This window comes from Streptosporangium sp. NPDC000509 (assembly GCF_042898365.1).
In the GTDB taxonomy this organism is placed as follows: domain Bacteria; phylum Actinomycetota; class Actinomycetes; order Streptosporangiales; family Streptosporangiaceae; genus Streptosporangium.
The window spans coordinates 96,145-107,207 of sequence record NZ_JBIAYX010000019.1 but is presented as its reverse complement, the minus strand read 5'-3'; the positions used below and the strand labels follow the sequence as shown (position 1 = coordinate 107,207).

At 70.1% G+C, this 11,063-nt stretch carries 12 protein-coding genes and 1 pseudogene; 6 read left to right on the top strand and 7 right to left on the bottom strand.

The window, feature by feature from the left end; all coding sequences use genetic code 11:
- Positions 1 to 16: 16 nt before the first annotated feature.
- Entirely contained in the window at positions 17 to 1,651 is a 1,635-nt protein-coding gene (locus ACFY3D_RS31365; protein ID WP_389986036.1) for a (2,3-dihydroxybenzoyl)adenylate synthase, read from the top strand.
- Positions 1,652 to 1,700: 49 nt separating this feature from the next.
- On the opposite strand, the gene ACFY3D_RS31360 is transcribed toward ACFY3D_RS31365, so the two are convergent.
- The 6 genes from ACFY3D_RS31360 to ACFY3D_RS31335 form a co-directional block, all read right to left on the bottom strand.
- Positions 1,701 to 3,293, bottom strand: a complete 1,593-nt coding sequence (locus ACFY3D_RS31360) for an ABC transporter ATP-binding protein (protein ID WP_389986033.1) — start codon at positions 3,291 to 3,293, stop codon at positions 1,701 to 1,703.
- Positions 3,290 to 4,150 carry an ABC transporter permease gene (locus ACFY3D_RS31355; RefSeq protein ID WP_389986030.1) on the bottom strand — a complete coding sequence of 287 codons (861 nt, stop codon included), beginning with the start codon at positions 4,148 to 4,150 and terminating at the stop codon, positions 3,290 to 3,292. The genes ACFY3D_RS31360 and ACFY3D_RS31355 overlap by 4 nt, the downstream gene beginning before the upstream one ends.
- Positions 4,147 to 5,100 (bottom strand): ABC transporter permease, encoded by a 954-nt coding sequence (locus ACFY3D_RS31350; protein ID WP_389986027.1) that lies wholly within the window; start codon positions 5,098 to 5,100, stop codon positions 4,147 to 4,149. Before ACFY3D_RS31350 ends, ACFY3D_RS31355 begins: the two co-directional genes overlap by 4 nt.
- Positions 5,097 to 6,698: an ABC transporter substrate-binding protein gene (locus ACFY3D_RS31345; RefSeq protein WP_389986024.1), complete on the bottom strand. Its 1,602-nt coding sequence runs from the start codon at positions 6,696 to 6,698 to the stop codon at positions 5,097 to 5,099. The genes ACFY3D_RS31350 and ACFY3D_RS31345 overlap by 4 nt, the downstream gene beginning before the upstream one ends.
- Positions 6,699 to 6,857: 159 nt before the next feature.
- Entirely contained in the window at positions 6,858 to 7,049 is a 192-nt protein-coding gene (locus ACFY3D_RS31340) for a ferredoxin (protein WP_389986021.1), read from the bottom strand.
- An 896-nt stretch (positions 7,050 to 7,945) separates the two neighbouring features.
- Positions 7,946 to 8,335 (bottom strand): Fur family transcriptional regulator, encoded by a 390-nt coding sequence (locus ACFY3D_RS31335; RefSeq protein WP_389986018.1) that lies wholly within the window; start codon positions 8,333 to 8,335, stop codon positions 7,946 to 7,948.
- Positions 8,336 to 8,439: 104 nt separating this feature from the next.
- Here ACFY3D_RS31335 and ACFY3D_RS31330 point away from each other — a divergent pair, with 104 nt between their 5' ends.
- The 3 genes and pseudogenes from ACFY3D_RS31330 to ACFY3D_RS31320 form a co-directional block, all read left to right on the top strand.
- A complete protein-coding gene (locus ACFY3D_RS31330; protein ID WP_389986015.1) occupies positions 8,440 to 9,006 on the top strand; it encodes a metal ABC transporter substrate-binding protein in 567 nt (188 codons plus the stop codon).
- 16 nt (positions 9,007 to 9,022) lie between these two features.
- Positions 9,023 to 9,355, top strand: a complete 333-nt coding sequence (locus ACFY3D_RS31325; RefSeq protein ID WP_389986012.1) for a metal ABC transporter solute-binding protein, Zn/Mn family — start codon at positions 9,023 to 9,025, stop codon at positions 9,353 to 9,355.
- A pseudogene (locus tag ACFY3D_RS31320) lies at positions 9,352 to 9,555 on the top strand (ATP-binding cassette domain-containing protein); the annotation flags it as partial. The gene ACFY3D_RS31325 and the pseudogene ACFY3D_RS31320, both read left to right, overlap by 4 nt.
- Positions 9,556 to 9,560: 5 nt before the next feature.
- Here ACFY3D_RS31320 and ACFY3D_RS31315 read toward each other — a convergent pair.
- A complete protein-coding gene (locus ACFY3D_RS31315) occupies positions 9,561 to 9,713 on the bottom strand; it encodes a hypothetical protein (protein ID WP_389986009.1) in 153 nt (50 codons plus the stop codon).
- 39 nt (positions 9,714 to 9,752) lie between these two features.
- On the opposite strand from ACFY3D_RS31315, the gene ACFY3D_RS31310 reads away from it, so the two are divergent.
- Together ACFY3D_RS31310 and ACFY3D_RS31305 are read left to right on the top strand one after the other, a co-directional pair.
- Positions 9,753 to 10,196 carry an ATP-binding cassette domain-containing protein gene (locus tag ACFY3D_RS31310; protein WP_389986007.1) on the top strand — a complete coding sequence of 148 codons (444 nt, stop codon included), beginning with the start codon at positions 9,753 to 9,755 and terminating at the stop codon, positions 10,194 to 10,196.
- Complete coding sequence (locus ACFY3D_RS31305; protein ID WP_389986004.1) at positions 10,193 to 11,038, top strand: metal ABC transporter permease; 846 nt, start codon at positions 10,193 to 10,195, stop codon at positions 11,036 to 11,038. Before ACFY3D_RS31310 ends, ACFY3D_RS31305 begins: the two co-directional genes overlap by 4 nt.
- Positions 11,039 to 11,063 lie beyond the last annotated feature (25 nt).

Here is an 11,063-nt window from a genome sequence, read left to right as displayed (position 1 = left end):
GACGGAGGAGATCGCCATGACCCAGCCCCAGGCCCATCCGGTCTGGCCGCGTGCCGACGCGGAGCGTTACCGCCGCGCCGGCTACTGGAGTGGCCGGACGTTCGGCGCGCACCTACGTGACTGGGCCGCGCGGCACCCGCGGCGAACCGCGCTCGTCGACGGCGACCGCCGCTGGACCTACGCCGACCTGGACGCCGAAGCGGACCTGCTCGCGCGCGGACTGCGGCGGCTGGGCTTGCGCAAGGGCGACCGTGTCGTGGTCCAGCTGCCCAACTGCGCGGAGTTCGTCCAGCTCTGGTTCGCCCTTCAGCGCCTCGGCGCGGTGCCCGTCCACGCCATGCCGGGCCACCGCCGCGCCGAGATCGACCACCTGGTTCGCATCTCGGGCGCGGTGGCCTGCGTCATCCCCGACCGGCACGCCCGCTTCGACCACCGCGGGCTGTTGCGCCACATCCTCACCGACCAGGCGGGAAGCGGCACGCTGCGTCACGTGGTGGTGCTCGGCGACCCCGGCGCGCACCGGGATTTCACGCGTTTCGAGGACCTCAGGACCGAGGCCGCACCCCTGGCGACCGGCCGGGAGGATCCCGACGCCGCCGACCTGGCCCTGCTGCTGCACTCCGGCGGCACCACCGGCCTGCCCAAACTCATCCCGCGCACCCACGACGACTACGCCTACAACGCCCGCGCCGCCGCCGAGATCTGCGGGCTCGACGAGCACTCCGTCTATCTCGCGGTCCTGCCGATCGCCTTCAACTTCACCTTCGCCTGCCCCGGCGTGCTGGGCACCTTGGCCGCGGGCGGCACCGTCGTCGTGTCGCCCGATCCGAGCCCGCAGACCGCGTTCACGCTGATCGAGCGCGAGCGCGTGACCATCACCTCGCTCAGCCCGCCCCTGGTCCCGTACTGGATGGAGGAAGGTGCCCGCGGCGCGGCGGACCTCGGCAGCCTCAAGGTGTTCCAGGTCGGGGGAGCGCGGCTTGCCGACGACGTGGCCCGCAGGCTCGGCCCCGCCCTGGGCGTGACGGTTCAGCAGGTCTTCGGCATGGCCGAGGGATTGATCAGCCTCACCCGGCTGGACGACCCAGAGGATCTCATCTGCACCTCCCAGGGGCGCCCGATCTCCCCGGACGACGAAGTCCTCATCGTCGGCCCCGACGACCGGCCCGTCGCCGACGGTCTTCCCGGCGAACTGCTCACCCGGGGCCCCTACACCCTGCGCGGCTACTACCGCGCCCAGGAGCACAACCGCGTCGCCTTCACCCCCGATGGCTTCTACCGCAGCGGGGACGTCGTACGCCGGCTTCCCTCGGGCCATCTGGTCGTCGTCGGGCGGATCAAGGACCAGATCAACCGCGGTGGTGAGAAGATCGCGGCACCCGAGGTGGAGGAGCACCTGCTCACCCACCCGCTGATCACGCAGGCGGCACTGGTGGGCGTCCCCGACGAGAAGTGGGGCGAGCGGTCGGTGGCGTTCCTGGTCTGTGCCGGGCCGATTCCGGGGACGCGGGAGCTGGCCCTCTTCCTCAGAGAACGAGGGCTGGCGCAGTACAAGGCACCCGACCAGGTGGTGGGAATCGCGGTCATGCCGCTGACCGCGGTCGGAAAGATCGACAAGAAGGTTTTGGCCGGAACGCTCTCACCGGCATGACACGGCCGTGAGGGGAAGAGGGCGGCCCTGTCTCCTTCCCCTCACGCGCCTACTCCGGGTTTCGCGTCGGCCCCATGGGGGAGCAGCTGACCAGTTCCCGGGTCACCGGGTGCCGCGGCCGGGCGAACACCCGGCACGGTGGGCCCGACTCGACCACCCGCCCGCCGTCCAGGACGACGACCTGATCCGCGTACCGCGCCGCCTCGGTCAGGTTGTGGGTCACCAGCACTACTGTCAGCTCCAGCGTCCGGCGCAGCGAGGCCAGCAACTCCAGGACGCCGGCCCCGACCTCCGGGTCCAGCGCCGAGGTGATCTCGTCACAGACCAGCACCCGCGGCGCACCGGCCAGGGCTCGCGCCAGGTTGACCCGCTGGCGCTCACCACCGGACAACTCCCCTGGCCGGCGTGACAGCATCGCCGGTGCCAGGCCGACCAGCCCGAGCAACCGGCCGGCCTCGGCGGCGGCCTCGGCGGCCGACATTCCTCGCAGGCCGGTCAGCGGTCGCGTCAGCGCGGTGCGCACCGACTCGCGCGGATTGAGGGCCCCGCGGGAGTCCTGGGCCACCAGCTGCACCGCACGGCCGCGTCCCGGGGCGACAGGCGGCCCGTCGGGTTCGTCCCTCCAGCCGGCCGTACCTCGCGCCGCGCGGTGCAGGCCGACCAGGCAGCGGGCGAGGGTGGTCTTGCCGGAACCGGACGGCCCCACCACGGCCGTGCACGTACCGGCGGGGACGGTCAGCGAGACCCCGTGCAGGACGATGCTGCGGCCGTGCGCGGCCGACAGGTCGCATATCTGCAGCTCGCCCCGGTTTCCGGCGCCGGTCGTCCGGGCAGCGTCCGTCTGGGCAGCGTCGCCGTTCCCACGGGCGGCGGGCGCGGTGGCGTGCGGCTTGCGCAGTACCGCCTGCGGACGCAGTACCGCCTGCGGAGATCCGGAGGCGGAGATCCGCCCGTCCTCCAGCCGGATCGCCTCGTCCGCCAGCGCCGCGACCCAGTCCGGGTCGTGACTGACCAGCACCGCCGCGCGCTCATCGTCTCGCACCAGTTCGCTCAGCAGTTCACGCATCTGGTGGGCCAGCACGGTGTCCAGGCTGCCCGTCGGCTCGTCCAGGACCAGCAGCCGCGGACTGCCCGCCAGGGCGACGGCGAGGGCCACCCGCTGCGCCTGCCCGCCGGAGACCTGATGAGGACGGCGCCGCAGGAACGCCCTGTCGGTCGGCAGCCGCACCGACGACAGCAGCGATCGGACCTGCCCGGCGACGTCGGAGCGTCTGGGCGAGCGCAGCCGTACCGCCTCGGCGACCTGGGTCCCGATCCGCAGCGCGGGGTTGAGGGAGGCCGCCGGATCCTGTCCCATGAACGACACCACCCGGCCGCGCAACCGGCGAGCTCCCGCCCGGTCGAACGGGTCGAGGCCGGTCACCCGCACCGCGCCGGAACGCCGTTCCAGGCCGGGACGCACGTGGCCGAGCAGGCTCAGCGCCAGGCTGCTCTTGCCGGAGCCGGACCGTCCGACCACCCCCAGCACCCGCCCGCAGGCAAGAGACAGCGTCGCCTCCCGCAGGACGGGGAGACCGCCGCCGACCGCCCCCAGCGTCAGCCCCGTGACGCGGAGCAGTTCCTCACCACCCGCGACGGTCATCGCTGCTCCCCGGATGCCATATCGGCGAACCAGTCGGCCAGCAGCCCGACGCAGACCGAGAGCAGCACGATCAGCAGGGTGGGCGCCAGAAAAGGCGCGACCGTCAGGGAGGCGCCGGGTATGTTCTCGTTGATCATGCGTCCCCAGTTCGGGGCCGGCGCGCTGCGGCCGAGACCGAGGAAGCCGGCGGTGGCGGTGAGGTGGATGGACGCGACCAGCCGCAGGGCCGTGTCCGCCAGTGCCGGTCCGGCGATGTTGGGCAGGATGTCGTGGCGCAGTACGGCCCACCTGCTGTCGCCGCGGGCGTAGGCGGCCTCGGCGTAGCCGGTGACGACGACCTGCCGGGTGGCCGCGCGCAGCACACGTACCGAGAACGGGGCGGTGGCCAGGGCGACGGCGGCCACGACCGCCAGATCGCTGCCGGGGAAACCGGCCGCCAGCACGAGGATGAGCAACAGCGCGGGAAGCACCGCCAGAGCGTCCACGAGCCATAGCACGAGATCGCCGACGCGGCGGGGCGCGAGCCCGGTCAGCACGCCCGCGGCCATCCCCGCGGCCCCGGCGACCAGCGTCGCACCGAGCCCGGTCAGGACGATCATCTGTCCGCCCCACAGCACCCGGCTCAGCACGTCCCGGCCCAGGACGTCGGTACCCAGCCGGTGAACGCCGTCCGGTGGCTGAAAGGGCATCCCCAGCTGCTCGGTCGGGCTGTACGCAGCGAGCAGCGGCCCGCACAACCCGACTGTGATCACGAACAACGCCCATGCCCCGGCGAGCAGCGGCAGCCATCGGCGGCGCGGTCGCAGCGCGCCGCCGCCCGCCCCGAACCGTCCCTCCCGCATCAGGACACCCGTCATCGCCGATCCCCGCCCACCGGATCGAGCAGCCGCCCACACACGTCGCCCAGCAGCAGGATCAGCAGCATCACCGCGGCCAGGGCCGTGGCGATGCCCTGCACCATCGGGATGTCCCTGGCCGCGACGGCCTGTTGGAGCTCGCGGCCGATTCCGGGATAGTCGAAGACGCTCTCCACGACCACGGCCCCGCCGACCAGCACCCCGGTGATGAGCGTGAGGGCCTGCACAGCGGGACCGACGGCGTTGGGCAGCACATGACGCAAGGCCAGGCGCAGACCACGCACCCCGTTGAGCCGGGCCGTCTCCACATACAGGGAGGCCGCCACGTCCGCCGCCGAGGCGCGGATCAGCCGGGTGGCCGTGGCCAGGGCCACCGCAGTGAGGGTGAGCACGGGCAGCACCAGGCCCTGCGGGGCCTCCAGCGGGGTACCGCCCAGCGGCACCAGGGAGACCCGCGGCAGCAGGTCCAGCCACACCGACAGCACGGCGATCAGCAGTGCCGCCGACACGAACTCCGGTACCCCCGCCGCGACCTGGGCGAGGGAGGAGACCAGACGGTCGGCGGTACCGCCCGCCCGAAGCCCGGATGACAGGCCGAGCAGCACCGCGAGCGGAACGGTGAGGGCGAGGGTCAGGCCGGCCAGCAGCAGGCTGTTGGGAAGCCGGGCCCCCAGCACCTCCACGACCGGCCGATGCCCGACGAATCCGGTGCCCAGGTCTCCGCGGGCCGCGCCGAGCGCCCATCGGGCATATCGTTCGGCCACCGGCCGGTCCAGACCGAGGGCGGCCCGGACCCGGGCGCGTTCCGCCGCGGAGGCGTCGATGCCCGCCACCGCGCTGACCGCGTCTCCCGGCAGCACGGCGGTGGCGGCGAACACCGCGCCCGACAGCAGGACGAGCAGCACGGCCGCGCCGACGAGTCGGCGGCCGACGAAGACCGCCCAGCTCACGTCAGGGTTGCCCGGGAAAAACCGGGGAACTGCTCGAAAAGGTCGTCCTGGATGCCGGTGACCCCCTTCGCCTGGGCGTTGACGTAGGGCTTGAACACCGGAAGCACCGTGTTCCCGTCCTCCCACTGCTTCCTCTGCGCCTCGGTTCCGATCCTCTTGGCCTCCGCGGGATCGCTCTGCGCGCGGGAGGCGGAGACGAGCTTGTCGACGTCGGGGCGCTTCCAGCCGAACGCCGACGGCGCGCCACCGGCCGTGCCGATCTGGTAGGTCGACAGGGCCGGGACCGGCACCTGATACGAGGCGGTCAGCGGCAGCTCGGTGTAGGCGGCGAAGTCGGCGAAGAGCTGCCCGGCGGGCAGCTCCTTGAGGGAGGCCTTCACCCCGATCTTCTTCAGGTCCTCGACGTACAGGGTCGCCACCTCCACCATGCCCGGAGTCTCCGGCCCCGTCGTCAGCACGATCTCCATCCCCTCGGCGCCGGCGGCCTTGAGCAGGGAACGGGCCTTGTCCGGGTCGTGCGCCCGCTGCGCGAGCCCCTCCACGTAGTCGGGAAAGCCCATCGAGGGCAGGTCGTTGCCCACGGTGGCGTTGCCGTAGAACACCGTCCTCACCATGGCCTCGCGGTCGGCGGCGAGCTTGAACGCCTCGCGCACCCGTTCGTCGTCGAACGGCTTGACGTTCATGTTCATCCGGAAGGACAGACCGACCAGGTAAGGGCTCTTGGAGGGGACGAGGTCGAACTTCTCGTTGGCGGACAGCGTGCGAGCGGTGACGGGGGAGAGGTCGTGCGCGAAGTCGACCTCGCCGCTGGTCAGCGCACCGGCCCGGGCGTCGGAGTCGGCGATCGAGCGCAGTTCCAGCCCGGCGAGACGAGGCCCCTGTCCCAGGGCGGCGCCGTAGTAGTCGTCGTTGCGGGTGAAGGCGGCTCCCTGCCCTGCGGTGAACTCGGTGAGCGTGAACGGGCCGCACGTCGGCATGCCGATGGAGAACTGCTTCGTTCCATCCTTGACGACGAGGAAGTTGCCCTGGCACAGGATCAGGCGACCGTCGGCGATCGGACGGACGGTCGGCAGGATCACCTTGAGGTCGCCGTCCGCCTTCGCGCGGGCGAGGTCGAAGTTGAGCGAGGCCATCCGATACACCGGCAGCGTGCTGCCCGCCGCCAGGGTCGCCAGGGAGTGCAGGACGTCGGCCGAGGTCAGCGTGGAGCCATCGGTGAAGCGGACGTCGCGGCGAAGGCGCAGGGTGTACGTGGACAGGTCCTCGGACACGTCGATGCCGTCGAGAACCCCGTAGCGGACGCCGTCCTCGGCGGCGGGGTCGAGATTGCCCAAGGTGGCGTGCCAGGCGCGGGCCCGTACCAGGTCCATCGGGGTGGGGCCGTTGAAGAAGTCGAGGGTCTCGGACGCGCCGCCACCGACGAAGGCCGCCCGGAGCGTGCCCCCGGTCCGGGGTGTCCCGGAAGCCGCAGCGGCCTTCGGTGACGCGGTGGAACCATCAGCGGAGCATGCGGTGATCAAACTGGGCCCGGCGGCCAGAGCCACGGCGGTCAGGGCTCCCTGGCGCAGGAAGCGGCGGCGGTCCAATGGGCGGGACATGGTTCTCCTTGATGTGAGGGTGCTGCGGTGGTGAGCGTCCGGATGGAGGCGGGCCTGCTTGTGAAGCGGACGCGTGGTGTCTCGGCAGCTCTGACCGGATGGTGGGGAAAGGCGGGAAACGGTGTGGGGAATCGTGGGACAGCCGCCGGGCCTGTCTGCTCAGCGGGCGGTGTCGTCGCCGACGGTGACGGCGCCGGACGGGCACTGACGCGCGGCTTCTTGCACAGCGGTGCGCAGCCAGGGCGGGGGAGTCCTGGCGAGAAGGACCACCAGCCCGTCGGGGCCCTGGTCGAAGACCTCGGGAGTGGCGAGCACACACTGTCCGGCGCCGACACAGATGTCTGTGTTCACGGTCACCTCTGTGCCGGACCGCTTACGACCGGTTCCGAGCGGCCCTGGGGTGATTGCCAAGGCGTCCTCCCTTCCGTGGGTGAAGCTGTCAGCCGCTGCCCTCGATCACGGGAAGCAGGAGGAACGGCGGTCGCGCGGTCGGTCTGACCGCGGACGATGCCGGCGTTCGATACAAACTAGTGGAAATGATAACCATATTTATACTTTCGGGGTCCCGCTCGTTGTCCACCACCTTGCGAACAGCCGGCAGGATCCCGCTGTCGCCGGTCCGGCGAGGTCCTCGGCCGCACCGTCACATCAAGCCCGCCTGAGGGCTCTTCCGGCCCAACGACGCAGGACATCCACGAAGCCATTGGGCCGGGACTCGGGAGGTCGCAGAGGTCGCACCGCGCCTGCCGGCCTCCCGCTGCATCGCCAGGGCGTCATGATCCCTCGCGGCCGGGGCGGCGCACTGGAGCCGGGGGCTGTGGTCACAGGCGCAGACGCAGGCAGGGCTGAGGGCGGGCCGGGTGACACCCGCGGGCGAAGCGGACTCGTACGGTGAACCGTCCTGCGGCCCTCCTCGCCGAGCGGTCCGGTGCCGGACTCGTCCACTTCTCCCGCGGACACAAGGGGCAGGGCCTTGGACACGCACCCGCCGAGCTCGTCGACCTGCTTGGCGGTGTTGAGCGTCCAAGGATGACGAAGACCTCGACGGATGCGCGCGATGGGCGTCGCCATCCTGACCGTGTTAGAGCGGCATCGCCGGTGGATGACCCCGCACCCGAACGAGGAGATGGAGGCGCTTCGGTCTTCCACCGGTGCAAGAACGCGACGCCACCGGCCAAGTGAGCGCGACGAACACCATGACCCTTGCCCACTGTGGTCCGTGTGGCACTAAGAGGTCGGCGGCCGGCTCATGTCATGCAGTTGCCGCAGATGCCGTACACCTCCTCGACCTGGAAGCCGTCCGCTCGTTCCTCTGCCCCTTGTTCTGTGACGAGTCCGCAGACGCGACAGATCAGGTGGTGGTGCCGGGCGGGGCCGCAGAGCCGGTAGGTGGTTTCGCCCGCCTGGGTGAAGGCGTGTGCGAGACCCGCGTCCACGAGGGAGGACAGGGTTCGGTAGACGGTTGTCAGGCCGATCGCCTTGTCTCGCGCCAGGAGTCCGGTGTGCAGCTTTCGGGCGGTGGCCGGTCCGTCTTCAGCGTCCAGCACCTCCAGCACCAGCACGCGTTTTCGTGTTGCCCGGATGCCGACCGCGCGGAGCCGGGTGTGCCACCGGGGTGGCTCTGACATGTCGGTCATCACTTCGGCTTGACAATGGTTTTCACTTTCTACAGGGTTGTCCGCCGAGGCACCATATTGAAATGAAAATCGTTATTGATCTAGGAAGGTCCGGAATGCACCTGATGCGCTCTGCCGCTCTCTGCGCCTTGGCGCTGCTGATGGCCGGATGCGGCGCGCCATCCTCACCCGCATCACAGCCCGCCTCCTCGGCGACCGCACCCCTGCCGCCTTCCGCGCCCATCACCGTGGTGGCCTCCACCAATGTCTACGGCGACATCGTCAAACAGGTCGGCGGCGACAAGGGCGCAGTGACCTCGATCATCTCCGATCCAGCACAGGACCCGCATTCCTACGAGGCCAACACCCAGAACCAGCTCGCGCTGTCCAAGGCCAAGGTCGTCGTCGCGAACGGTGGCGGGTACGACGACTTCGTCGACACCATGATCAAATCCAGCGGCAACTCCTCCGCAGAGATCATCAACGTTGTTGCCGTCTCCGGCAGGACGGCACCCGCCGACGGCGAACTCAACGAACACATCTGGTACGACTTCCCCTCGGTCGCCAAGATCACCGACCGGATCTCCGCAGCTCTGACCAAGGCCGACCCCGCCTCGGCGGCCACCACCGCCAACGCAGACGCCTTCAAGAACAAACTCCAGCCTCTGATCGACCACGAAGATCGCCACTGATGCGGGCGGTGCCGCCGTGGCCATCACCGAGCCCGTCCCGCTGTACGTCCTGGACGCCGCAGGATTGAAGAACCTCACCCCCAAGGAGTTCAGCGAGGTCGTCGAGGAAGGCGACGACGTCTCTCCCGCGGTCCTGCGGGAAACGCTCGCCCTGCTCAGCGACAAGAAGGTCGAAGTCCTGATCTACAACGAGCAGACGAGCGGGCCGCAGACCGAGCAGCTCAAGAAAGCGGCCGACGACAACGGCATCCCGGTGGTGACGCTCACCGAGACCCTGCCCGAGGGCAAGGACTACATCGGCTGGATGACCGCCAACCTTGACGCCCTCCAAGCCGCTCTCGCGACATGACCGATCCCGTTGACGTCGCGGTTTCGCGTCGCGAGGAAGCGGCCGGCGACGGCGACGTCATGCTGAGCCTGGCCGGCGCGGGACTCGCTTACGGCGATCGGGTTCTGTGGCAAGACCTGGATCTGGACTTGCGACGTGGCGAGTTCGTCGCCGTCCTGGGACCGAACGGATCGGGTAAGACCAGCTTCCTGCGCGTCCTGCTCGGTCAACAGGCGCTGCCGGTGGGCACTTTGACGGTGGGCGGACGGCCGGCCCGCCGGGGGAGTGACCTGATCGGAACATCCCGCAGCAGCGGGCCGTCGCCGCGCAGACCCCGCTGCGGGGACGTGATCTGGTCCGGCTCGGCGTGGACGGGCACCGCTGGGGTTTCTCCTTCGGACGGTGCTCGAGGCGGCGAGTGGAGGAGCTCTTGGAGGCCGTGGGCGCGACGGCGTTCGCCGACGTTCCGCTTGCTTTGTTGTCGGGTGGTGAGCAGCAACGGCTACGCGTCGCTCAAGCCCTCGCCACCGACCCGGCCCTTTTGCTCTGTGACGAGCCTTTGCTGTCGTTGGATCTGCACCACCAGCAGGTGGTGGCCGGTCTGGCGGACGCGCGACGACGTTCCCACACCACCTCGGTGGTGTTCGTCACGCATGAGATCAACCCGATCCTGAAGATGGTCGACCGGGTGCTCTACCTCGCCGGAGGACGGTTCCTTATCGGCCCACCCGAGGAGGTCATGACCTCCCAGACACTGTCCGACCTGTACGAAAGCCCAGTGGAGGTGCTTCGGGTCCGCGGCAGATTCGTGGTCGTCGGCGCCCCCGGCTCCCACGACCACGGCGGAGAACCTCCAGCATGACCGGCGACATCTGGCAGCAGATCTTCAACTACGACAACTGCGGCGAACTGCTGTTCCTGGTTCGTAACTCTCTCATCGCGGGAGCGATGCTGGGCCTGGTGGGCGGCATCATCGGCACCTTCGTCATGATGCGTGATCTCGCCTTCGCCGTGCACGGCGCCTCCGCAGCACTGCTGTTCGGGGTGAACGTCGCCGCGGGCTCCCTGGCAGGCTCGATCGTCGCGGCGCTCATCATCGGCGCTCTGGGGGTACGCGCCCGGGACCGCAACTCGATCATCGGGGTGCTGATGCCGTTCGGTCTCGGTCTGGGGGTGCTGTTCCTGGCCCTGTACAAGGGCCGGGCGGCGAACAAGTTCGGGCTGTTGACCGGTCAGATCGTCGCGGTCGACACGGTGCAGATGACCTGGCTGATCAGCACCTGCGTGGTGGTCTTGATGGGGCTCTGCGTGCTCTGGCGGCCTCTCACGTTCGCCAGTCTGGATCCCGACGTCGCCACCGCCAGAGGCGTTCCCGTCCGGGCCTTGTCCTTCCTGTTCATGATCCTCCTTGGCCTGTCAGTGGCCGTTTCCATCCAGGTCGTGGGGGCACTGCTGGTGCTCGCCCTGCTCGTCACCCCCGCCGCGGCGGCCATGCGGGTCAGCGCCTCACCGGGCACGGTCACGCTGCTCAGCGTCGCGTTCGCCCTCACCTCGATGCTGGGCGGCATCCTGCTGGCACTGGGCAGCAGCATCCCGATCAGCCCGTACGTCACCACCATCTCCTTCACCATCTACATGGTCTGCCGGGGGTGCGGACCCGTGGGGGAAGCAGGTTCTCCGGGCCGCCTTCAGAGGGGCAGTTGAATGCCTCCCATGCGCGCCATCCGCC

Bases quoted from the DNA above. Each gene is read 5' to 3' on its own strand.
- ACFY3D_RS31365 (WP_389986036.1), top strand. From the start codon at position 17: ATGACCCAGCCCCAGGCCCATCCGGTCTGGCCGCGTGCCGACGCGGAG.
- ACFY3D_RS31360 (WP_389986033.1), bottom strand. From the start codon at position 3,293: ATGACCGTCGCGGGTGGTGAGGAACTGCTCCGCGTCACGGGGCTGACG.
- ACFY3D_RS31355 (WP_389986030.1), bottom strand. From the start codon at position 4,150: ATGACGGGTGTCCTGATGCGGGAGGGACGGTTCGGGGCGGGCGGCGGC.
- ACFY3D_RS31345 (WP_389986024.1), bottom strand. From the start codon at position 6,698: ATGTCCCGCCCATTGGACCGCCGCCGCTTCCTGCGCCAGGGAGCCCTG.
- ACFY3D_RS31335 (WP_389986018.1), bottom strand. From the start codon at position 8,335: ATGACCGACATGTCAGAGCCACCCCGGTGGCACACCCGGCTCCGCGCG.
- ACFY3D_RS31330 (WP_389986015.1), top strand. From the start codon at position 8,440: ATGCGCTCTGCCGCTCTCTGCGCCTTGGCGCTGCTGATGGCCGGATGC.
- ACFY3D_RS31305 (WP_389986004.1), top strand. From the start codon at position 10,193: ATGACCGGCGACATCTGGCAGCAGATCTTCAACTACGACAACTGCGGC.